The organism is Marinobacterium ramblicola (genome assembly GCF_019084545.1).
Classification (GTDB): Bacteria; Pseudomonadota; Gammaproteobacteria; order Pseudomonadales; family Balneatricaceae; genus Marinobacterium_D; species Marinobacterium_D ramblicola.
In genome coordinates, this window is sequence record NZ_JAHREP010000024.1 from 1 (window position 1) to 22399 (window position 22399).

21 protein-coding genes are annotated in these 22399 nt (G+C 62.9%); 5 read left to right on the plus strand and 16 right to left on the minus strand.

The window, feature by feature from the left end; all coding sequences use genetic code 11:
* Positions 1-165: 165 nt before the first annotated feature.
* Entirely contained in the window at positions 166-666 is a 501-nt protein-coding gene (greB, locus tag KQ940_RS17050; protein WP_217415001.1) for a transcription elongation factor GreB, read from the minus strand.
* Between the two features lie 78 nt (positions 667-744).
* On the opposite strand from greB, the gene KQ940_RS17055 reads away from it, so the two are divergent.
* Positions 745-1176 (plus strand): hypothetical protein, encoded by a 432-nt coding sequence (locus tag KQ940_RS17055; RefSeq protein WP_217415002.1) that lies wholly within the window; start codon positions 745-747, stop codon positions 1174-1176.
* A 51-nt stretch (positions 1177-1227) separates the two neighbouring features.
* Complete coding sequence (locus tag KQ940_RS17060; RefSeq protein WP_217415003.1) at positions 1228-2118, plus strand: DMT family transporter; 891 nt, start codon at positions 1228-1230, stop codon at positions 2116-2118.
* A gap of 181 nt (positions 2119-2299) precedes the next feature.
* Here KQ940_RS17060 and zntB read toward each other — a convergent pair whose 3' ends face one another.
* The 8 genes from zntB to dapC form a co-directional block, all read right to left on the minus strand.
* The gene (gene zntB, locus KQ940_RS17065; protein WP_217415004.1) at positions 2300-3274 is read right to left on the minus strand and encodes a zinc transporter ZntB; all 975 of its coding nucleotides are present in this window, start codon (positions 3272-3274) and stop codon (positions 2300-2302) included.
* A 12-nt stretch (positions 3275-3286) separates the two neighbouring features.
* Complete coding sequence (locus KQ940_RS17070; RefSeq protein ID WP_217415006.1) at positions 3287-3679, minus strand: hypothetical protein; 393 nt, start codon at positions 3677-3679, stop codon at positions 3287-3289.
* Positions 3672-3935, minus strand: a complete 264-nt coding sequence (locus KQ940_RS17075) for a hypothetical protein (protein ID WP_217415007.1) — start codon at positions 3933-3935, stop codon at positions 3672-3674. The genes KQ940_RS17070 and KQ940_RS17075 overlap by 8 nt, the downstream gene beginning before the upstream one ends.
* An 85-nt stretch (positions 3936-4020) precedes the next feature.
* The gene (locus KQ940_RS17080) at positions 4021-4875 is read right to left on the minus strand and encodes a putative RNA methyltransferase (protein WP_217415008.1); all 855 of its coding nucleotides are present in this window, start codon (positions 4873-4875) and stop codon (positions 4021-4023) included.
* A gap of 7 nt (positions 4876-4882) precedes the next feature.
* Complete coding sequence (dapE, locus tag KQ940_RS17085; RefSeq protein ID WP_217415009.1) at positions 4883-6025, minus strand: succinyl-diaminopimelate desuccinylase; 1143 nt, start codon at positions 6023-6025, stop codon at positions 4883-4885.
* A gap of 52 nt (positions 6026-6077) precedes the next feature.
* A complete protein-coding gene (dapD, locus tag KQ940_RS17090; RefSeq protein WP_217415010.1) occupies positions 6078-7109 on the minus strand; it encodes a 2,3,4,5-tetrahydropyridine-2,6-dicarboxylate N-succinyltransferase in 1032 nt (343 codons plus the stop codon).
* 29 nt (positions 7110-7138) lie between these two features.
* Positions 7139-7489 carry an ArsC family reductase gene (locus KQ940_RS17095; protein ID WP_217415011.1) on the minus strand — a complete coding sequence of 117 codons (351 nt, stop codon included), beginning with the start codon at positions 7487-7489 and terminating at the stop codon, positions 7139-7141.
* 11 nt (positions 7490-7500) lie between these two features.
* Positions 7501-8700: a succinyldiaminopimelate transaminase gene (gene dapC, locus KQ940_RS17100; protein ID WP_217415079.1), complete on the minus strand. Its 1200-nt coding sequence runs from the start codon at positions 8698-8700 to the stop codon at positions 7501-7503.
* 203 nt (positions 8701-8903) lie between these two features.
* Here dapC and KQ940_RS17105 point away from each other — a divergent pair, with 203 nt between their 5' ends.
* On the plus strand, positions 8904-9629 hold the full coding sequence (locus tag KQ940_RS17105; RefSeq protein WP_217415012.1) for a glycerophosphodiester phosphodiesterase: 726 nt from the start codon (positions 8904-8906) through the stop codon (positions 9627-9629).
* A gap of 156 nt (positions 9630-9785) precedes the next feature.
* On the opposite strand, the gene KQ940_RS17110 is transcribed toward KQ940_RS17105, so the two are convergent.
* From KQ940_RS17110 to KQ940_RS17120, 3 genes are read right to left on the minus strand one after another with little or no spacing between them, the layout of a single operon-like run.
* The gene (locus KQ940_RS17110) at positions 9786-11153 is read right to left on the minus strand and encodes a class II fumarate hydratase (RefSeq protein WP_217415013.1); all 1368 of its coding nucleotides are present in this window, start codon (positions 11151-11153) and stop codon (positions 9786-9788) included.
* A gap of 20 nt (positions 11154-11173) precedes the next feature.
* Positions 11174-14326 (minus strand): efflux RND transporter permease subunit, encoded by a 3153-nt coding sequence (locus KQ940_RS17115; protein WP_217415014.1) that lies wholly within the window; start codon positions 14324-14326, stop codon positions 11174-11176.
* A 3-nt stretch (positions 14327-14329) separates the two neighbouring features.
* On the minus strand, positions 14330-15598 hold the full coding sequence (locus KQ940_RS17120) for an efflux RND transporter periplasmic adaptor subunit (protein WP_217415016.1): 1269 nt from the start codon (positions 15596-15598) through the stop codon (positions 14330-14332).
* Positions 15599-15763: 165 nt separating this feature from the next.
* Here KQ940_RS17120 and KQ940_RS17125 point away from each other — a divergent pair, with 165 nt between their 5' ends.
* Both KQ940_RS17125 and KQ940_RS17130 read left to right on the plus strand, forming a co-directional pair.
* On the plus strand, positions 15764-16615 hold the full coding sequence (locus KQ940_RS17125) for an alpha/beta fold hydrolase (protein WP_217415017.1): 852 nt from the start codon (positions 15764-15766) through the stop codon (positions 16613-16615).
* Positions 16616-16634: 19 nt separating this feature from the next.
* Positions 16635-17651: a hypothetical protein gene (locus KQ940_RS17130; RefSeq protein ID WP_217415018.1), complete on the plus strand. Its 1017-nt coding sequence runs from the start codon at positions 16635-16637 to the stop codon at positions 17649-17651.
* A gap of 9 nt (positions 17652-17660) precedes the next feature.
* Here KQ940_RS17130 and KQ940_RS17135 read toward each other — a convergent pair whose 3' ends face one another.
* From KQ940_RS17135 to KQ940_RS17150, 4 genes are read right to left on the minus strand one after another with little or no spacing between them, the layout of a single operon-like run.
* Positions 17661-18353 carry a hypothetical protein gene (locus KQ940_RS17135; protein WP_217415019.1) on the minus strand — a complete coding sequence of 231 codons (693 nt, stop codon included), beginning with the start codon at positions 18351-18353 and terminating at the stop codon, positions 17661-17663.
* Positions 18350-21040 (minus strand): PqiB family protein, encoded by a 2691-nt coding sequence (locus KQ940_RS17140; RefSeq protein WP_217415020.1) that lies wholly within the window; start codon positions 21038-21040, stop codon positions 18350-18352. The genes KQ940_RS17135 and KQ940_RS17140 overlap by 4 nt, the downstream gene beginning before the upstream one ends.
* Positions 21024-21668 carry a paraquat-inducible protein A gene (locus KQ940_RS17145; protein ID WP_217415021.1) on the minus strand — a complete coding sequence of 215 codons (645 nt, stop codon included), beginning with the start codon at positions 21666-21668 and terminating at the stop codon, positions 21024-21026. The genes KQ940_RS17140 and KQ940_RS17145 overlap by 17 nt, the downstream gene beginning before the upstream one ends.
* On the minus strand, positions 21661-22311 hold the full coding sequence (locus KQ940_RS17150; protein WP_217415022.1) for a paraquat-inducible protein A: 651 nt from the start codon (positions 22309-22311) through the stop codon (positions 21661-21663). Before KQ940_RS17150 ends, KQ940_RS17145 begins: the two co-directional genes overlap by 8 nt.
* Positions 22312-22399: the final 88 nt, after the last annotated feature.

Sequence of the window (22399 nt, forward strand, 5' to 3'; positions counted from 1 at the left end):
GTCGTTAGCTCAGTTGGTAGAGCAGTTGGCTTTTAACCAATTGGTCATAGGTTCAAGTCCTATACGACCCACCACTTCTCCTTTCCCCTTTTGTATCTCCCTTTATTTCTTCTTCTGTAAGTTCCAGCGTCGGCCCTGCTTGTATCCGTGGGCCAGCGTATCGCCCTAGCGATAGCTGACCTCGACAATCTCGAACCACTCCTCAATCCCATCCGGCTTCTTCAACCAGATCTCGTCACCGGCCTGCTTCTTCAGCATCAGCCGGGCCAGTGGGGAATCAACACTGATATATCCCTTGGCATCACCGATCTCGTCGGCACCGACAATGCGGTATTCGCGCTGCTCGCCCTGCTCATCCTCCAGTTTGACCCAGGCGCCGAAGAACACCGTACTCCTGTCGTCGGGGATGCGGTCGACCACATTGATAGTTTCCAGCCGCTTGGACAGGTAACGGATGCGGCGGTCGATCTCGCGCAGCTGCTTCTTGCCGTAGATATACTCGGCGTTCTCCGAGCGGTCGCCCTGGGCAGCCGCCTCCTTGACCGCCTGGGTCACTTCGGGGCGTTTCTCCTTCCACAGGTACTTCAGCTCGGCATTGAGCCGCTCATAGCCTTCAAGGGTGATATACGGGGCGCTTCGGGGCGCGGGCGGTCTCCAGCGTGACATCGCAACTTCCTGAATCCACTAAAATATTTAAAGAATATATCGGTTGGGCCGATAGGGGAAAGGTACTCGGGAGATGGCATGCAAACGGAACGAATTCTACAGCGCATAGAGACCTACACGGCAGATCTGCCGCAGGCGGTGCAGTCCTCCAATGGCGCCCGTTTTGCGATGCTGCTCAGCCTGATCGCCTCCAATCAGGAGCTGTACTCGCCGGTCAGGCAACCGGCCAGCGGGGATGGCAGCTTCGAGCTGTTACAGGAATCGCTCAGCTATCCGGATCCCAACGAGTTTTACACCGAGCTGGTCGTCGATCGGCTCAACCGTTCGGTCAATGCCGGCCAGCGTGGCGAGTACGCATACCTGATCAGCCATGTCGATACCCAGGCGCATACCCCGCGTCAGGGTAGAATCGCCTCCGACAGCTTCGAGCAGGTTGCGCTCGCCTCCAGCGGCCGTATGATGATCGATCTGATCGACCGCTCACGTCACTCGATCGAGGTGCATGCCTGAGTACAGGCTCGGTGAGCGTTAAGCCCGTTAGTCTCCGCCAAGGATCTTTCCATGTCCGTTAAAAATCAGTCCCGCGCCATGTTGCTCGGCGGTGCGGCCGTACTGCTCTGGTCCACCGTGGCGACGGCGTTCAAGCTCTCGCTGCAGTGGCTGTCGCCGCTGCAACTGCTTGGCTGGGCCAGCCTGTTTTCGACCCTGGTGCTGGCGGTTGCGGTCAGTTGGCAGCATCAGTGGGGGGCGCTGTTTGCTACGCTGAAGGCGCGACCGGTCTATTACCTGCTGCTTGGTGCGATCAACCCGGCGATCTATTACCTGGTGCTGTTTCGCGCCTACGATCTTCTTCCGGCGCAGCAGGCGCAGGCGATCAACTACACCTGGGCGCTGACGCTGTCGCTGCTGGCGGTACCGTTGCTCAAACAGCCACTGCGGAAACGGGATATGATCGCGCTGTGCGGCGGTTACCTGGGTGCGCTGATGATCGCCACCCGTGGCGATCTGCTGGCGCTGGACTTCGACAGCGGCGAAGGGGTGGCGCTGGCGATGATCAGCACCCTGTTCTGGGCTCTGTACTGGATCCTGAACGCGCGAGGCACGGCACCGGCCACGGTGATGCTGCTGATCTGTTTTCTGGTCGGTACGCCGCTGGTGTGGGCGCTGATGGCCTGGCAGGGCGAACTGATGCTGCCTGAACCCCGGGCGCTGCTGGGGGCGGCCTATGTCGGCCTGTTCGAGATGGGGGTCACCTTCATGCTTTGGCTCGGTGCCATGCGCAGTGCCGTGCATGTGAGCCGGGTCAGTAACCTGATCTTCCTGTCGCCGTTTCTGTCGCTGGTGTTTATCCGCTATCTGCTGGAGGAGCCGATCGCACCGGCGACCTTTATCGGGCTGGCGTTGATCATCGCGGCGGTGGTCTATCAGCAGCGTGGAGAGAGGGAGGCGTAGGGGGCGGGGCCAGAAGGGGTAGTGCTTTCCGGGACACGCTGCAAGTACATCCCTGTAAGCTCGGCGCCGGCATTGACCGCCAAGGATGGCGGGAATGCCGAAAACGCAGGAGCATTTTTCGGCCCTGCCGGCGACGGTCCCGGAAAGCACTACCCCTCCCGGCCTTGGCGAGTCAGGAGGCTCAGAGCCAGCGCCGCCGCCGGAACAGCCAGATCTGTCCGGCGACCAGGATGCAGAGAAAGATCGAGAACAGCCCGAACGCATAGGGGGTGTCGGCGCCGGGTATGCCACCCACGTTGATCCCAAGCAGTCCGGTAAGAAAGCCCAGCGGCAGGAAGATCGCGGCGATCAGCGACAGGATATACATGCGCTGGTTGAGCTGGTCGGAGAGCTGGCTGATCAGCTCCTCCTGCGCCATGGCGGCGCGCTCGCGGATCATATCCAGATCTTCGATATGGCGCAGCAGACGGTCGCTGATTTCGCGCAGCAGCAGCTTCTGCTCGGCGCTGATCCAGGTCAGCCGCTCGCTCTGCAGCTGGTTGAACGCGTCGCGCTGAGGGCCGAAATAGCGGCGCAGGCGGATGGTCTGGCGGCGCAGGCCCGCTAACGACTGACGCAGCGTGGTATCGTGCTGCTCCAGTATATCCAGCTCCAGGGCGGAGAGGGTCTCCTCCGTTTCCTCGACCACGTCGCCCATCCGCATCACCAGACGATCGCTCAGCTCGATCAAAAACTCGGCTGTATCCTGTGGCGCGTTTCCGGCGCGGCAATCGGCGGCCAGGTTGGTGATCGATTGCAGCCGGCGCTTGCGAGTGGACACAATCAGCTTGGGCGTGACGTAGAGGCGAACCGAAACCATATCGTCGGGGTCGGCGCCCGGATTCAGGTTGACGCCGCGCAGGGCGATCAGCAGGCCATCGCCGATCTGGGTCGCGCGTGGGCGGGTGTTCTCGGTGAGCAGTGCTTCGGTGATCAGTTCCGGCAGTTCGGAGTCGTGCAGCAGCCAGTGCTGCGCGGAGGGGTCGGTGTAGTCCAGATGCAACCAGAGTATGCCCTGTTCCGGTGTCCAGGCTTGAATCTCGGCACCGCTTAGATCACGGGCGCCGCCCGTACCATCGAGCAGCAGGGCGTGCAGCGGATTCTCCGGATGGGTCATGGGGCCCGTCCTTCAGCTATTGGGCCACTGGATCTTTTCGGCAATGCCGTTCTCGACCCGCCACCACTCCTCTTCCTCGCTGTCGTTGCTCTCGGTCCAGCTTTCGGCGATGCAGCGGACCTGAGTATCGAGGGCTCTGGCGACTTCGTGGGCGCAATCGATATCCCGTGCCCAGGGGGTTTTGTCGGAGCGGAACCAGATGCTGATCCAGGCCTTGCCGACCGCTTTCTCGTGGATCATCACCGGGACGGTACAGCGATCGATACAGACCTCCAGCGCATGGGTGCCACCGACGCTGTTCAGCGTGCGCACCTCTTCGCAGCGCTCGCCGAGCCATTCAAGAATCGTCTCCAGTGGGCAGTTCTTGATATATACCTCGATATCGGGATGGCGCTGTTCACTCATGTTTTTTGTCCAGAAAGCTGAGGATGCGAAGTACGCTGAGGCTCAGATAGCCGAATGCAGCGAGTATGATACCGCCCCCGATCAGGATCAAGCCGGTCAAGGCGATGAGCTCGGCGTTCAGCCCGGGCGGGAGCAGGTACTGCCCGGCACCGACCAGGGTCAGGCCGAGCGCAAACAGGCTGAAGCCGGTCAGCAGCAGGGAGAAATTCTGCCTTGGGCTATTGGCACGTGTATGCAGCCAGTCACGTATACGCATAGTTTTTTGGGGCGGTCAGGTTGCCGTATCTGCTATGGGGCTCATCATATAGGAATCATATGGGACCCGAGTTTGTCCAACTGGTTCAGATTGCGTTGTCGTCCTGTCGACGACGGTAAACACCCAGTCGGATATCCGCATGGCAGTTTAGCTGCCCATGCTCGAGTATGGCAGCGTGTACGGCGGGTTTGATCCGCTGTCCGTGCGGGGTCATCGTCAGCAGATCATCGATCCCCTGGGCGCTGTCGATCTCGAAGTCGAAGGTCAGCGTCTCGGTACGCAGAGGCTCGAACAGACTGTCCAGCTCCGCGGTCGGATCGTATTCCCTCTGCCGTACCTCGTCGTAGATCAACTCGCGCAGTTCCATCAGGTGAGACGGTCCCGGCCAGACTACGATCAGCAGCCCGCCGGGCTTGAGCGCCCGGGCCATAGGGGCGGGCATGACGCGGCTGAACATCAGTGTCAGCGCATCCAGCGAGCCTTGTGGCAGCGGGATGTCGGCGCCGGTGGCGACCAGCCAGTCGATACTGTCGCTGCGTCTGCACGCGGCCTTGACCGCATGTTTGGAGATATCGAGTCCGGCGATCTGCGGGCTGAAACCGGCGGCGCTCAATGCTTCCTCGATCTGCACGGTGTAGTAGCCCTCGCCGCAGCCCAGATCGAGCAGGTGTGGATTCTGGATACCGGACAGCTCGGCGATCAGCAACTGATTGAGCTGTTCGGCGATCAGCCAGTAGTAGCCGGCGTCGAGAAAGCGGCGCCGGGCCTGGATCATCTCGCTGTTATCGCCCGGGTCCTTGGACTTCTTTCGTTGTGCCAGCAGCAGGTTCCAGTAGCCCTGGCGGGCGCGGTCGAAACTGTGGCCGGCGTCGCAGCGCAGGGATTTGACCTCGGTGTCGGCCTGCAGCAGGGCGTGGCAGACCGGGCAGCTCAGTTGCATCACGGGCTCAGTCCTTCGCCAACAGGCGGGCGAGGATGTTCTCGTACAGCGCCGACAGGGTGTCCAGATCGGTCACCTTCACCCGCTCATCGATCTTGTGGATCGTCGCGTTGACCGGGCCGAGCTCGACCACCTGGGCGCCGGTGGGGGCGATAAAGCGCCCGTCCGAGGTGCCGCCGGAGGTGGATAGTTCGGTTTCGAGACCGGTGATGGCGCGGATTGCACCTTGCGCTGCCTCAACCAAGCTGCCGGCGGCAGTGAGGAAGGGGTTGCCGGACAGGATCCAGTCGATATCCCACTCCAGGCCGTGGCGGTTGAGGATCTCGCAGACGCGCTGCTTCAGCCCTTCAGCGCTGCTCTCGGTGGAGAAGCGGAAGTTGAACGCCACCTCCACCTCGCCCGGTACCACGTTGGTGGCGCCGGTGCCGGCGTGGATATTGGAGATCTGGAAGCTGGTCGGCGGGAAGAATTCGTTGCCCTCGTCCCACACCGTGGCGGCCAGTTCGGCCAGCGCCGGGGCCGCCTCATGGATCGGGTTGCGTACCAGGTGCGGGTAGGCCACGTGGCCCTGGATGCCGCGCACCTTCAGCGTACCGCTCAGTGAGCCGCGACGGCCGTTCTTGATCACGTCGCCGATCTTGTCGGTGCTGGAGGGTTCGCCAACGATGCACCAGTCGATCTTCTCGTTGCGCGCTTCCAGATGGTCGATCACGCGGGTGGTGCCATTGATGAACGGCCCCTCCTCATCGGAGGTGATCAGCAGCGCGATGGAGCCCCGGTGGTTCGGGTGGTGCTCGATGAAACGCTCCAGGGCGGTCATGAACGCGGCGATACTGCCTTTCATGTCTGCCGCGCCGCGACCGTAGAGGTAACCCTCCTCGAGCGTCGGTTCGAACGGCGGGTGGCTCCACTTCTCGGCAGGCCCGGTGGGCACCACGTCGGTATGGCCGGCGAAGCAGAACAGCGGCCCCTCAGTGCCGCGACGTGCCCAGAGATTGGTCACCTCCTCGAACGGCAGCCGCTCGATATGAAAGCCGAGCTTCTCCAGGCGTTCGATCATCAGCTCCTGGCATCCGGCGTCCTCCGGGGTGACCGAGGGGCGGCGGATCAGTTCGCAGGTGAGTTCCAGGGTTTCCGAGCGTGTGGACATGTCAGATAGGGCCTCGCTGGAGGGGCGTGGCAGAGGCTACGCCCCATCCGGTTTAGTTATGCTTGTGCAGCTCTTCATTCAGCTCGATCGCGCTCTTGTTGGTTTTCACCTCGATGCGACCGTTCTGGGAGTTGCGGCGGAACAGCAGGTCGGTCTTGCCGGCCAGCTCGGACGCCTTGACCACGCCCACTTCCTGGTTCTGGTCATCCAGTACGGTGACCTTGGAGCCGCCGGTGACATAGAGGCCGGCTTCCAGCGTGCAGCGATCGCCCAGCGGAATGCCAAGACCGGCGTTGGCGCCGAGCAGGCAGTTCTCGCCCACCGAGATCACCACGTTGTTACCGCCGGACAGGGTGCCCATGGTGGAGGCGCCACCACCGATATCGGAGCCGTTGCCGACCACGACGCCAGCGGAGATGCGGCCTTCGACCATGCTCACGCCCAGGGTGCCGGCATTGAAGTTGATGAAGCCCTCGTGCATCACGGTGGTGCCTTCACCGACATGGGCGCCGAGGCGGATGCGGGAGGCATCGCCGATACGGGTACCGGTCGGGACCACGTAGTTGGCCATTTTCGGGAACTTGTCCACCGACAGCACATCCAGTACACGGCCCTGGGCGCGGGCGGCCAGTTGGCGACGGGGCAGATCTTCCAGGGCGATGGCGCCTTCGGAGGTCCAGGCCACGTTGGGCAGCAGGCCGAACATGCCGGTCAGGTTCAGGCCGTGCGGCTTGACCAGACGGTGGGAGAGCAGCGACAGCTTCAGGTACACCTCGGCGGTGCTGCCAGGCGCGGCGTCGGTTTCCAGGATGCAGAGCACCAGCGGCTGTTTGCTGCCTTCCAGTACTTCGGTGATGACGGCCTGATCTTCGGCACCGACGGAGAGGAAGGCCTCTTCGAGCTTTTTCAGCGCTGCCGCGTTGATCTCGATTGCCGCGTTGCCGCCGGTGTAATCCACCGCCTTGGACACGGCACCGATCAGCTTGTCGTCGGCAGCGAGCAGCGGTGCGTTGTAGTAGACCTCCAGCCAGTCACCGGCGCTGGATTTGGTTCCGACACCCAGGCCGAATGCGAAGTTTGCCATCTTGATATCCTCGTATCTCGTTTAACTGTTTATGCCACGCCGAACAGGGCGGCGTAGTCGTCAGCCTTGAAGCCGATACGGATCTCGCCGTTGTGCTCCAAAACCGGTCGTTTGATCAATGTGGGCTGCTCCACGAGCAGGGCACGCAACCCATCCTCATCCAGATTGTCGCGCTGCTCAGCGGGAAGTGCCCGCCAGGTGGTGCCGCGCTTGTTCAGAACGGTCTCCAGACCCAGCGCATCACACCAGCGATCCACCTGTGCCCGTTGCAGGCCATCCTTGCGAAAATCGTGAAACTCATACGCCTGACTGTTGGTTTCCAGCCATTTACGCGTTTTGCGTACCGTGTCGCAGTTGCTGATTCCGTACAGGGTAGTCATGAACTTTTTCCTTACAGCGATTCCACGTAGCGACGGATCCGCTCGGCGGCCTCGATCACCTCTGACACCGTGGCGACCAGCGCCATACGCACGAAACCGGCGCCGGGCAGGCGGCCGTCGGCCATCGGCCGCGACAGGTAGCGACCCGGCAGCACGGTCAGGTGCTGCTGCTCGAACAGGCCGCGGGTGAACTGGTCGTCATCGATCGGCGTTGGTGTCCACAGGTAGAAGCTGGCCTCCGGTGTCTTCACGTCGAGTACCGGCGACAATATCTTGATCGCGGCGTCGAACTTGTGCCGGTACTGGCTGCGGTTTTCCAGCACGTGATTCTCGTCGTTCCACGCGGCGATCGAGGCCAGCTGGTGCTGAATCTGCATCGCCCCGCCGTGGTAGGTGCGGTAGAGCAGGAACGGTTCGATCAACTCGGCGTCACCGGCGATAAAACCGGAGCGCAGACCGGGCAGGTTGGAGCGCTTGGACAGGCTGTGGAACACCACGCAGTTGCGGTAGTCGTGGCGACCCAGTTCGGCGCAGGCCTGCAGCAGCCCGACCGGCGGCTTGCTCTCGTCGAAGTAAAGCTCCGAGTAGCACTCATCGGAGGCGATGATGAAATCGTACTCGTCGGCCAGCGCGATCAGCTTCTTCAGCTGCGCCATGTTGTGTACCGCTCCGGTCGGATTGCCGGGAGAGCAGACGAACAGCAGCTGGGTGCGCTTCCAGACATCGGCCGGAATCGCATCATAGTCCGGGATAAACCCGTGTTCCGGCAGGCAGGGCAGATAGTAGGGCTCGGCGCCGGACAGGTAGGCGGCGCCCTCGTAGATCTGGTAGAAGGGGTCCGGCATCATCAACAGGGCGTCGGGGCTACGCTGGATCGCGGCTTGGGCGAAGGCGAAGATCGCCTCACGGGTGCCGTTGACCGGTAGTATGTGCCGTTCCGCACTGAGGCTGCCCGCTTGCAGCTTGAAGCGTCGGGTACACCAGTCCGCCATGCTTTGGCGCAGTTCAAGCATCCCCACCGTGGTGGGATAAACCGATACCTTGTCCAGACTATCGCGCAGCACATCAAGCACGAACGGCGGTGCCGGATGTTTCGGCTCGCCTATCCCCAATGAGATGTGTTCGAGAGCGGCCGGTGGCGTAACACCCTGCTTGAGCAGCGCGAGCTTTTCGAACGGGTAGGGCTGCAGGCGATCGAGATCGGGATTCATACGGCTCATGGATATGTCCTTCAGACTTTCCTTCTAACCCGCACCCGGCGTGCGGAAATGGCGGCGGTTTAACGCTAAATAGGGCCGCAAAGTATACCGGATGGCGGACCTTGGGCCAATTGGCGCAAAGGCCGGAGAGCGGCATCCACAGTCGGAAACACTGGCTTATACTCTGTCTAAGCTATCGAAAGGGAATAGAGATCATGCTGGAGAGCGGTATTCCACGCATCATCGGTCACCGCGGCGTACGCAAGCTGGCGCCGGAAAACTCGCTCAGCGGCGTGCGCGAGGCGGCGCGTCAGGGGGCGCGCTGGGTCGAGCTGGATGTCACCCTGCTCGGCGACGGCACGCCGGTGATCCACCACGATGATGATCTGGCCCGGTTGTGTGGCCGGCCACAGCCGCTGCGTAGCCTGAGCCTGGCGGATCTGCCGCGGATCGATATCGGCAGCCATTATCGTGATTCGCCGCCGGAGCCTTTGCCGACTCTGACCGAGATGCTGGCGCTGCTCGACGAGCTGGAGATGGGGCTGAATCTGGAGGTGAAGGATCACGGTGAGGACCCGCGCTATGTGATCCAGCAGATCGTACCGATTATCGAACGCTTCGATCCCGAGCGCCTGATCCTGTCCAGCTTCAGCAGCGAGCAGCTGCGTCAGTGCCAGCTGCTGCTGCCGGATCTGAGGCGGGGGCTTATCACCGCCCGCCTGCCACCGGACTGGCCGCTGCTGCTGGAGAATCTGGGGATCTACAGCGTGCACTATCGCTGGCAGGCGTTGCGGGACAAGGAGCTGGCACTGCTGACCGCCACCGGTCGACCGGTGATCTGCTGGACGGTGAACAACCGGATTGCGGGTGAGCGGCTGCTGAGGAAGGGGGTGACGGCGATCATTACCGATGATCCGCGGCCGTTTTCGCGGTTTCTCTGAGGATAGATTCAGGGTGGGGCGCCGTTGCCTCTTCTGTCTGACACGCCGTGAACCCATCCTTGGGGGCTCGCTGCCGCCATCCCTGGCGGCAGACGGTCAGCCAGAAGAGGCAACGACACCTCTCGACACTGTGCAGCCAATGTTAGGTCGTGCGGTTTAGCCCGGCCGTGTCAGCAGGTGCGGATCGAGCATCTGTTCCAGCTCCTCGCGGCTGAGGTCGGTCTCCTGCTCCACCACATCGATGATCGGCCGGCCTTCGGCATAGGCCTGCTTGGCCAGCGCAGCGGCTTTCTCGTAGCCGATCACCCGATTCAATGCCGTAACCAGGATCGGGTTGCGCGATAGCGCCTGTTCAATGCGATCTTGGCGCACGGTAAAGGGGTCGATCGCCTTGTCGGCCAGCGCGGTCGCAGCGTTGGCCAGTAGTGACAGGCTGTCGAGCAGGTTGTAGGCGATCACCGGCAGCATCACATTGAGCTGGAAGTTGGAGCGCTGGGCACTGAGCGCCACTGTGGTGTCGTTGCCGCACACCTGCATGCAGGTCATCAGTACCGCCTCGGGAATCACCGGGTTGACCTTGCCCGGCATGATCGACGATCCCGGCTGCAGCGGCTGCAGCTCGATCTCGCCGATCCCCGCCAGCGGGCCGGAGTTCATCCAGCGCAGGTCGTCGGCGATCTTGATCAGGGTGGTGGCACAGGTGCGCATCGCGGCGGAGAGTTCAAGTGCGGTGTCCTGGCTCGACAGTGCGGTGAAGAAGCTCTTCGCCGGCGTCAGTGTCATGCCGACCTGTGCGCTGAGATGGCGGCAGAACAGCCGCGAGAACGCCACCGGAGCGTTGATGCCGGTACCCACCGCAGTGCCGCCCTGGGCCAGTTGTGTCAGCCGCGATGTGGTCTGGTCCAGCCGCTCGATCGACGCGGCCAACTGGTGGTGCCAGCCGGTCAGCTCCTGCTCCAGGGTCAGCGGCATCGCATCCATCAGGTGGGTGCGTCCGGTCTTGACCACGTCATGTAGCGTCGACGCCTTGCGCCGGATGCGGTCATCCAGATGGCGCAGTGCCGGCAGCAGTCTCAGATGCAGCTCATTCAGCGCGCTCAGATGCAGTGCAGTGGGGATCACATCGTTGGAGCTCTGGCTCATGTTGATCTGATCGTTCGGGTGCAGCTTGAGTCTGGCGTCGCGCTCGACCAGGTGCGACAGCACCTCGTTCATGTTCATGTTGGTGCTGGTACCGGAGCCGGTCTGAAAAACATCCACCGGGAACTGGTCATAGAACTCGCCATCGATGATCCGCTTGGCGGCGGCGGCGATCGCCTTGGCGGCGTCGTTGTCGAGCAGGCCCAGCTCGGCGTTGGTCTTGGCGCAGGCGGACTTGATCTGGGCCAGGGCCTGGATGAACGCCGGTTGCAGACGACGCTCACTGATCTTGAAGTTGTCGACGGCGCGTTGGGTCTGGGCGCCGTAGAGCGCCTCGGCCGGTACTTCCACCGGGCCAAGGCTGTCGTGTTCGGTGCGTTTCATGCTGTCACCTGTGCAGTTCCCTATTCGGGTGCCGTGACCGCCTGATGCTCGATATGGGGCTTCAGGCCCAATCGTTCACGTACACCTTCCAGTATGGTCAACATCGACGGAACCACAACCAGGATCAGCAGGGTGCCGTAGGCCAGGCCGAACACGATGGAGGTGGCCATCGGGATCAGGAACTGCGCCTGCAGCGAGGTCTCGAACAGGATCGGGGTCAGCCCGCCGATGGTGGTCAGCGAGGTCAGCAGCACCGCGCGCAGGCGTTGGCAGGCGGCTTCGACCACCGCGTCGTGTACATTCATCCCCTGATGGCGCAACTGCTTGTAGAAGGTGATCAGCACGATGGAGTCGTTGATGACGATACCGGATAGGCCGAACAGGCCGAACAGCGACAACACCGTCAGCGTCTGCCCGGTGACGAAATGGCCGAGCAGGGCGCCGGTGATGCCGAGCGGAATCGCCAGCATCACCGCCAGCGGCCAGCTGTAGGAGGCGAACACCCAGGCCAGGATGATGTAGATCAGCGCCAGCGCGATCATCAGCCCCAGTTTCATGTCGGCGAGGGTCTCGCGCTGGTCGCGGTTCTTGCCCTCAAAGCTGGCGGTGACGCCGTAGCGGGCGCCGAGAGCGGGAATCACCTCCCGCTGCAGCGCCGCGATCACCTCGTTGGCGTTGGTCTGGTTCTCGTTCAGGTCGGCGGAGACGTTGATCGCCAGCTCGCCGTCGATCCGCTGCAGCGAGTCGAAGCCCTGCCGTGCCTGGAACTCGACCACGTTGGTCACCGGCGTCACACTGCCGTCGGGTAGCACGATCGGCAGGTGTTCCAGCGTGCTCATCAGGTTGCGTTCCCGCTCGGGCAGGATCACCCGCACCTTGATCTGGTCCTGACCCTCGTAGAACGACTGTACCTCGACGCCATCGAACGCCGCGCGCAGTTGGCGGCCTACCTGCTGCAGGCTCAGTGCGGCTGCCTCCCCGGCCGGAGTCAGGCTGTAGATCAGCTGCGAGGTGCCGAACGGCAGGTCGTCGTCCACATTGGACAGGCCGTTGTACGCCTTCAGCTCCCGCTGCAGCTGCAGAGAGGCGGCTTTCAACGAACTCAAGTCGTTGCCGGTGAGCTTGACCTCGATCGGTTTGCCCGGCGGTCCGCCCTGGGCCACGTCGATGGAGAAACGCTCGATGCCGGCCGGCAACTGGATTTGGGTCCGCCACTGGCGGATAAACTCGGAGGTGGGCATACCGCGGTCATCGGCGGGGTAAAGCTCCACCGACAGCAGGCCGAACTCGTCGCCGCTGGAGTTGCGCCGCTGATCGAACTGCGCCGTGCGCAACCGGGCCAGGCTCATCTTCACCTGGTTGCCGCCCAGCGCGGCGTCGGTTGCATACAGGCTGGCGCTGAGGTGGTCGATAAAGCGGGCCACGGTGTCGGCGTCGGTGCCGGCGACGAACTGGACGCTGGCGTCCATCGTGTCCTGCTCCACCGAGGGGAAGAAGGTGAACTTCATCCGTCCGCCGGCGACCAGGCCGACGCTGACGATCAGCAGGCCCAGCGCCAGCGACAGTACGGTCCAGCGCAGGCGGATTGCCCGTTCGATAAAGGGACGGAACAACCGGTCGCGGAAGTGGTTGAAGCCGCCGTCCAGGCGCTGGCGCAAACTGCTCGGGTGAACCGCATCGGTATTGCGCAGGGAGTGGAACAGGTGGCCGGGCAGAACCAGGAAGCACTCCACCAGCGAGGCGAGGATGACGCAGATCACCACGGTGGGGATGTCGGCCATGATGTTGCCGATGATACCGCCGATCAGCAGCAGCGGCAGGAAGGCGGCGATGGTGGTCAGCGACGAGGCGATCACCGGCGCTTTCATGCGCAGGGCGCCGCCGATGGCGGCGTGACGCGAAGCCTCGCCCATCTGGGCGTGGGTCAGGGTATCCTCGCCGACCACGATGGCGTCGTCGACGATGATCCCCAGCGCCATGATCAGGCCGAACAGCGAGATCATGTTGATGGTGCCGCCGATGGCATAGAGCACCGCCAGCGTGGCCATGAACGATACCGGGATGCCGACCGTGACCCAGAACGCGACCCGGCCGTTGAGGAACAGGAACAGCACCGCGACCACCAGCACCAGACCGCTGAGGCCGTTTTTCAGCAGCAGTTCGATACGGTCCTGGATCAGCTGCCAGCGCTCCTGATAGGGGATCAGCTGCAGACCGGCCGGCAGTTTCGGCCGTGCCTGCTCCAGCCAGCGGTGGAAGATCGCGGCGCCGACCAGGCTGTCGTCGTTCTCGGTGCGCTTGAGTTCGAGCAGGATCGCCGGCTGCCCCTGGTAGCTGAGCAACACCTGGTTGTCGGCGTCGCGGCGCTCGATCAGGGCGATATCGCCCAGGCGCAGCAGCTGGCCGTCACCGGAGGCAAGCAGCGGCAGCTGTTCGAACCCCTGCACGTCGCGCTGCTGACCCAGGCTGCGCAGCTGACGCGCGCCTTCGCCCTGGGCCGCGGTGCCGGCGGGCAGATCGACGCTGCGCTGCTGGATGTTGGCGACCACCTCGTTGAAGGTCATGCCCAGTTGGGTCAGCTGCTCGGGTGAGAGCTGAATCGCCAGCTCCTGCTCCGGCATGCCGACGAAATCTATCTTGCGGATCCCCTGTTTCAGCAGCTCCTGCTCGAACTGACGCGCCATGACGCGCAGCTCCTCGCGTGTGGCACGGTCGCTGGTCAGGATCAGGTCGGCGATCCCTTCATAGCGGGTGACCCGCTGCACCAGCGGCTCGTCCACATCATCGGGCAGCTCGCCGCGCACCGAGTCCACCTTCTGCTTCGCCTCGGACAGGGCGTAGTCCACGTCGGTGTCCTCGGTCAGCTCGATACGCACCGAGGCGGAGCCGTCGCGGGCGGTGGAGATCATCTCCTTGATGCCGTCCAGCGAGCGCAGCTCCTCCTCCAGCGGCAGCAGGATCGAGCGCTCCACATCCTCGGCGGTGGAGCCGCGCCAGGTGACGCTGACGGTGAGTACGTCCAGCTCGAAGGTAGGGAAGAACTGCACATTGAGCTTTTTCAGGCTGTAGAAGCCGCCGAGCAGCATCAGCACCATCAGCAGGTTGGCCGCGACCCGATGGGTGGTGAACAGCGTGATCATTCCGCTCAGCGGACCGGTGTCCCTCTGCTGCATGACCTACTCCGTGGCCTTTTTCACATCGACCAGAAGGCCGGCGATGGCGTTGGGCAACTGGGTGGTGATCACCTGCTGCCCCGCGGTCAGGGTTGCGCTGCGCACCAGCACCCTCGATTCGCCCCCGGTCGTGGTCAACTGGCCCACCCGCTCGACACTGACCGGGTCGAGCCGGGAGTCGATGACGCGGTAGATGCGGTCGGTACCGTAGAGGGCGGTAGGCGGCAGCGCAACCAGCGCCTCCTGCGGTGGCAACTGCAGTTGCAGGCGTAGCGAACGGCCAGGCTCCGGCGCGAGGGGCGGATCGACCAGGCGGAACAGGGCGTCGACGCCGGCCCTGCCGCTGCTGACGGTGGCGCCGAGCCGGTCGAGTTCAAGCCTGAGCGAAACACCGTCCAGGCTGGCGGAGGCTTGAATCCGCCCCGCGCCCTGCTGCATCGCCGGCCGCAACTGGCTCAGTAACCGCTCCGGTATCTGGGCGCGCACCTGCAGTTGCTCCAGCCCATAGAGATCGATCAGCGCGTCTCCGGCGCGGACACGGTCGCCCCGCGCTACATGCACGGCGGCGATGCGCGCGGCATAGGGTGCGCGGATCTCGGTCCGCTCAAGGTCCAGCTTCAGGCTGTCCAGCTGCGCGTCGATGCGCAGGCGTTCAGCTTGAAGCTGGGCCAGGCGGTTGGGGTGGTCGGCGATCGCTTCGTTCAGTGCATTCAGGTTCAACCGTTGCTGTTGCAGTGCGCTACGCGCGCTGTCGATCTGCTGCTGGCTGGCCATGTTGCGCTCAGCCAGGTTGGAGTAACGCGCCAGATCCTTCTCCTTCAGCGCCACCAGCTCCTGCTGCAGCCTGAGATCTTCGTTGTCGGCGCGGTAGCGCACCTGCTCGGCACTGATCTGGGCGTCGACACTGGCCAACTGCGCCTGCTGTTGGCGGATCTCGATCTCCACGTCGCGGCTGTCCAGGCGGGCCAGGAGCTGCCCCGGGCTCACCCTTTCACCCTCCTGGGCATGCAACTCGCTCAGATCCGCTTCCAGCACTGCACTCAGCGTCGCCATTTTCGGTGTTTCGATGGCGCCATACAGCTCCACTTCGGGGCGCAGTGGTGCCGGTGCGATGGTCTCGGCATGTACGTTCCAGCTGCGCTCCTCTATCGGTTGCGCCGGCGGTTGCGGGCGCGTTGCCTGCAGGGTGCGGAAGGTCAACACCGCCAGCAGGAAGATGAACAACGGAAGCAGCCACTTCATGTAGCGGAGAGTGAAGCGTTTAACAGACATTTTCACATCCTGTCGAGGTCGCTCGGATCCACAGCGTCTATATTAGAAACTTCTATATCTGGTCAGATTCTAACGGTGTGTGACAATGGATGTCGCGAAATTTGCAAAGCTTTACAAAGCTGTCTACAGAACAGCGTCTGAATCTTAGATACACAGGGGGTAGGCATGCGTCGAGGCGATATCGCGGTACTGGATTCCCAGGGGTTCCACCGCCTGCACTACAAGGAGTGGGGGAGTGCGGATAACGAACGGGTGCTGATCTGTGTCCACGGCCTGGCCCGTAACAGCCGTGACTTCGACGAGCTGGCACAGGCCCTCAGCCGCAACTACCGGGTGATCTGTCCCGATCTGCCCGGTCGTGGCGAGAGCGACTGGCTCGACAACCCGGAAGACTATGCGTTACCTCAGTATCTGCACGATATGGTAGCGCTGATCGCCCGTCTCGGTGTGAGCCAGGTGGACTGGGTCGGCACCTCGCTGGGCGGGCTGATCGGTATGGTGCTGGCGGCGCAGAAGGGAACACCGATCCGCCGGCTGGTGTTGAACGATATCGGCCCCTACGTACCGCGCACGGCGCTGGCACGGATCTGTGACTACCTGGGCGATCACCGCTTCAACTCCGAGGCCGAACTGGAGGGCTGGCTGCGCCAGACCTACACAGCCCTGGCCGGGCTAAACGATCAGCAGTGGAAACACCTGGCCAACCACGGCAAGCGACTGTGTGAAAATGATCAGTGGGGGCTGCACTACGATCCGGCAATTGCGCATAATGCGCGTAAGAGTGCCGAGACCGATCTCGATATCTGGCCGATATGGCAACAGGTAGGTTGCCCGCAAATGTTGCTGCATGGCGCCAGCTCCGATGTACTGGAGGCAGAGGTGGTGGAGCGGATGCGCGAAACAAGACCCGACCTGACCGTGCACGCGCTGCCGGGTATCGGCCACGCGCCGTCGCTGATGGAGAGCGACCAGATCGCGCTGGTGGTGGACTGGCTCAGAACCACGCAACCCCATTAACCTGGCGAACAGGAGAGCTATGAGCCTGCTGACCCGATGGCCCCATGAATACCTGTGTCTAACCGAAACCGAGCGGCGCAGGGCCGTTCAGGCGGTGGAGCAGGCGTTTGCATCCACCCTGGAATCGCTGCAGGTCGACATCGGCCTCAAGGAGCTGTTTGAGCAGATCTACGTGCCGCTGGCGGCCTGGCTGGTGGAGCGGCAACGGGGGCAGGTGCGGCCATTGGTGGTCGGCATCAACGGTGCGCAGGGGGCGGGCAAGTCCACCCTGTTCAACCTGCTTGAGGTGATTCTGGAGGAGGGGTTCGACCTCAGGGTGATCGGTTTTTCCATCGACGACCTGTACAAGACCCGAGCCGAGCGTGAGCGTCTGGCGCGGGAGATCCACCCGCTGATGACCACCCGCGGAGTACCCGGCACCCATGATGTGGAGCTCGGTATCGAGCTGCTTGATTCGCTGATCGATGCCGGCCCCGATACGCTGACCAAGATTCCGGTGTTCGATAAATCGATCGACGACCGCTGTCCGCCGACGGTGTGGCAGGAGTGGCTGGGACCGGTGGATATCATCGTGTTCGAGGGCTGGTGTGTCGGCGCGCTGCCGCAGCCGGAGCCGGCGTTGCAGGCGCCGGTCAATGCGCTGGAAGCGGAGGAGGACGCGGATGCGGTCTGGCGGCACCACGTCAACCGGCAGCTTGCCGGCCCCTATCAGCAGCTGTTCAGCCGCCTCGATCTGCTGTTGATGCTGAAGGTGCCGAGCATGCAGGCGGTATATGAGTGGCGAGCGTTGCAGGAGCAGAAGCTGGCCGAGCGGGTGCAGTATATCTACGATACCCAGCAGCCCACGGCCCACCTGCGGATCATGAACCCCTCCGAGATCAAACGCTTCATCGCTCACTACGAGCGGCTGACACGAGCGATGCTGGAGGAGTTGCCGGCGCGGGCCGACGTCTGCTTCCACCTCAATGAAAATCACAAAATCCGTGAAATTACGATCAATCCACTGCGCTCGCCCGCCCATGCAGTAAGGGCTTGAGCCCTCGGGTCAGATCGGCAGCAGCGCGGTTGAGGCGAAACCGACAACCACATTTTTGATCGCCCGGTTGGTCTTGTTGGCGACGATCTTCGCCATCATGTCCTGATAGGCGATCAGCTTGCCGAAGATCCGCTCGAAACTGAGGTTGCTGACGCCGGAATCTGCTATGCCGTTGGTGAGCAGGAACAGCTCGCCCTCGGGCGTGCGCAGGTTGTTCAGGCGCCAGGCCACCGCCTCCAGATTGCGGGCACTGTTATACAGCTTCTGCTGGTCGATCTCGTCGAGCAGGAAGAACTCGTTGCGGTAGCTGTAGGCGGCGTGCAGCATGCCGCTGATGCCGATCATCAGCGCAAATACCCGGTCGCCCTTGAACTCAGGGTCGAACACCAGCGGCATCGCGTCTACACCGTAGCGTGAGCCCAGCTCGGCATGATTGATCTGCCGTGGCGAATCCAGCAGCTGGTGCAGGCGGCGGTTCAGCGTCATGCCGGCAGGGGCCTTCTTCAGCTCGCGTGGGTTGCGTTTGTACAGCTTGATGGTCAGCTCGCGCACCAGCGCGTTGACCGCCAGGATATGCTGGTCGGTGACCATGTCGATATCGGACTTGGCCAGACTTTTCAGCTCAAACGGGCGCGCGCGTTCGTTGGTGGCGCATCCCTGCAGCAGCACCAGGGTCAGGGTGATCAGCAGTAGTCTCATCATGGTGTGTTTTTCCCGCTCACAGCCTGAATGATCGGTGTTTCCGCTTTCGGTTCGTCATGCAGCGCGAAGACGGCCCGTTCTTTGACACCCGGCGCATCCAGATCCTCCGTGATGAAGGAGACGCCGCCGCCGACCAGCGTTTCCAGGCTGGCCACATTGACGTCGACGCCGCTGAACAGGCCGCCCCTGGCCTTGATGCCGCTGTGGTTGAAGAAGCGGCTGGAGCGGCGTACCAGGGTTGCGTGGGAGGGTTGGATATGGGCATAGACCAGCACCCCGTCGCCGCGCAGGTTGATCTCGTAGCCGGTTACCCGGCCTACCGGTACTTCACGGTAGAGCACCGGGCTGCCGACGGCGATGGAGCCGAGTTGGTTGGCATGCAGTTCCACCGTCAGCCCCGGTTGTGGCCGATAGGCGGGCGCGCGACGCAGGGCGATAAAGGTATCGCCGGGCGCTCCGTCGCCAGGCAGCACCTCGACATGGTTGCCGAACAGCAGGTTGGAGGGGTTCTCGATCCCGCTCAGGCGAATGGTCGCCTCGCTGATCCAAAAGCGGGAGCCCTCCCGGGCCAAAAACTCCGCTTCACGGAACAGACTGGCACGGGCGATGCGCCCCCCACTGCTGTCGGCGATGCGGATAGTGTCGATGCGTCCCACCTGGGCACCGCGGTAACGAATAGGGGCACCGACCGCCAGATCGGCGCCGGGGGCAAAGTGGATCAGTATCCGGTGCACCTGCTCCCGGCTCGCCTGTTCGCTGGGGTAGAGATGGAACCGACTTGTTTTGGTTAACTTCTCGCCGCCGGTATCGGTTTCGAAGGCGATACCGCCTCTGATCAGCTGGGTTAGTGAGCCGGTCTGCACACTGACCCCGTCACGCAGGTTGGCCTTGGCGGTCACGCCCGAGTCAACCCAGAAGCGGCTGGCTGTGCTGACCAGATGGCGATAGGGAGCCTGGATCGAGATCCGGATCTCCACCCAGCGGCCATCCTCGGCCAACTGGTAGTGACGCACCTCGCCGACCTCGACGCCGCGATAGAGTACGGGAACACCTACCGCGATGGCTCCACGCGCCTCGGCATAGAGGCGGACACTGAGTTCGTCGCCGTTGTCGGTCAGTAGCCTGCCATCGTCGGTGGCCGCATCATAGTCGGCGTAGAGACTGAACTCGGGTTCGGCTTTTTGTAGTGGGGCCTGTTTGCCGCGAGGATTGAACAGGCTGATGCCGCCGCGCAGCAGCGTCTGCACGCTGCCGGTGTGTACCGAGATCCCCTCATCGAGATCGGCCTTGAACTCGATGCCGCTGCTGTTCCAGAACCGACTGCGGCTGCCGACCAGGTGACGGTAGCGCTCCTTGATCACCGCATGGATCAGCACTCTGTCGCCGTTGGTGCTCAGCTCATAGCCGGTGACGCTGCCGATCGGCAGTTGACGAAAGAGTACCGGGGAGCCGCGGCTGATAGAGCCCAGCGCATCGGCCGACAGGCGGATCGGCAGCCCCTCGCTGACCGGAGCCCGCGCCGGGGGCTCATCCAGGGCGTGGAAACTGAAGGTTTCGGCACCCTGCCCCGGTGCCAGTTCGATATGCTGGCCGCTGAGCAGCTCCTGCAGGCTGAAATCGGCCGAGGGCAGGCCGGGTTGTGCCAACCAGAACCGGGTTCCGGCGCGCAGCATGCTACGGGCGCGGGGGTCGATCAGCAGTTCGGCATGCAGCTCGCTGAAATCTTCAGTCAGTGACAGATCCCGTACCCGTCCGACCCGGACCCCCTGGCTGAGCACTTCGGTACCGACGCTGAGTCGGGTACTGCCGGGAAACACCAGTTGCACGGGCACGCCATCTTCGGCGGCTTCATAATCGGCGAACAGTGGGAACTGGTCACCATCCTCGGCGGCGGGGTTGTCGCGCGGTTCCGGGGTGTAGAAATGTACGCCGCCGGCGATGATCGTGGCCAATGACCCGATACGAATATCGATATCGGGCAGCTTACCCTTGATCTCCAGGCTGCCGGCGTTCCAAAAGCGGGAGTGTTTGCGCACCAGGTGGGCGTACAGCGGTTCGATGAACAGGTCGACCAGAATCTGGTCGCTGCTGCCGCTCAAGCGGTAATCCAGCACCTGGCCAACATCGATATCCCGGTAGTAGACCGGGGAGCCGCGATGGATCGAGGCGACGGAGTCGGCGTACAGGGTCAGATAGAGCCCCTCCCGGTCACGGGTAGCCGGAGGCGGCTCCTCCGCAGCGGTATAGCGGTAGGCGATCTCGCCCTCGCCTGGGCGAACGCCGATATAGTGGCCGGAGACCAGGGTTTCCAGGCCGCGGACCCCGGACAGGGAGATCTGGGGTTTGACCAACCAGAACAGCGTGCCTTCATGCAGCAGTGCCTGGGCGTTGGCGTTGATCTCGATCTCCGCGGTGACCGTCTGCAGATCCTCGTTCAGCGTCAGCGAACGCACCGTCCCGCTGGGCAGGCCGCGATAGATGACGCGGGTCTTGTTCACCTCCAGCCCCTCGGCGGAGTTGAATACCACCTCGATCATCACCCCGGCCTGGGAGTAGCTCTTGTATACCAGCCAGCCGGCGATCAGCGCTGCCAGCAGCGGCAGTATCCATACCGCCGACGGGCCTCGGTGTCGGCGAATCAGCGGTCTGACCGGGTCTGAGGCCGGGTGTTCAGGTTTCGGATCCAATGCTTGCCTCCTGCAGGTGACGATCCCAGATCAAACGAGTATCCAGCGTGTTGGCCGCGAGCATGGTAAAGACCACCACCCCGGCAAATGCCAGTGCACCGGTCTGGCCAACGATATAGGCGAGGTTACCAAACTGTACCAGCGCCACCAGTATGCCGACCACGAAGATATCCAGCATCGACCAGCGGCCGATCCAGTGCACGATGCGGAACATTACCATCTTCTGTTTCAGATTGGTGGCCTTGCCGAACTGAATCGCGATCAGCAGCGAGCCCAGCGCCAGGATCTTGCCGACCGGAATCAGAATGCTGGCCGCGAGTACCACGATGGCGATCCCCCAGAGTCCGTGCTTGGTCAGTTCGATCACGCCCCCCATGATGGTCGACGCGTCTCCCTGACTGCTCAGCATGGTGACCCGCATGATCGGTAGCAGGTTGGCCGGCAGCATCAGCAGCGCCGAGGTGATCAGCAACGCCCAGGTGCGGACCAGGGAGTTGGGTTCGCGGCTATGCAGCAGCGCGCCACAGCGTGGGCAGTGCTGCTCCTCCAGGGCCAGCGGCCAGAGGGCGGTACAGTCGTGGCAGCGCAGCAGGCCCTGTGCCAATGCACTGTGATGCCAGCTATTCATGCCTCGCCTCCGATGGACTCGGTTGGTGCCTGAGTTCATCGATCTGGTGCCAGAACAGGTCGGGATCCAGTTGCGAGGAACTCAGCGTGGTGACGGCGATCAACGCCCCCAGACTGTAGAGTCCGAGCCCGGGATGAACGTCGGCGATATCGACCAGCTTGACCACCGAGACCAGAACTGCGATCAGGTACACCTCCAGCATGCCCCACTGATCCAGGTGCTGGTAACTGCGCATCGCCAGCGGCAGCAGCGGCCAGCGTGCGCGCAGATGCAGGGCGGCGGACAGGTAGGTGAGCAGCAGCAGTTTGCATAGCGGCACCAGAATCGCAAACAGCAGGATCGTCAGCGCGACCAGGGCCAGTCCGTCCCGGTACATCACCATGGCACTGGAGAAGATGGTCTGCTCCTGTTGCCGGCCCAGAACCTCCAGCGTCAGTACCGGGAACAGGTTGGCTGGAATCAGCAAAATAAGCCCCGCCAGCGCCAACGCCAGGGAGCGCTCGGCGCTGTTGGGATGGCTCGAGATCAGGCGCGAACCACAACGGGGGCAGTGTACCACCTGGTCGCCCTCGATCAGCGGGCGCTGCATCAGCAGGTCGCACTCATGGCAGGCGATACGGTTATCGGGCTGTAGCGCATTCATTCCAGATATCCCGGTTTAGGCTTGTATCTCTCACGCGAGAAATTGCAGCTGAACTGATCAAGCGCAGAATTCATTCTTTCATATCGTA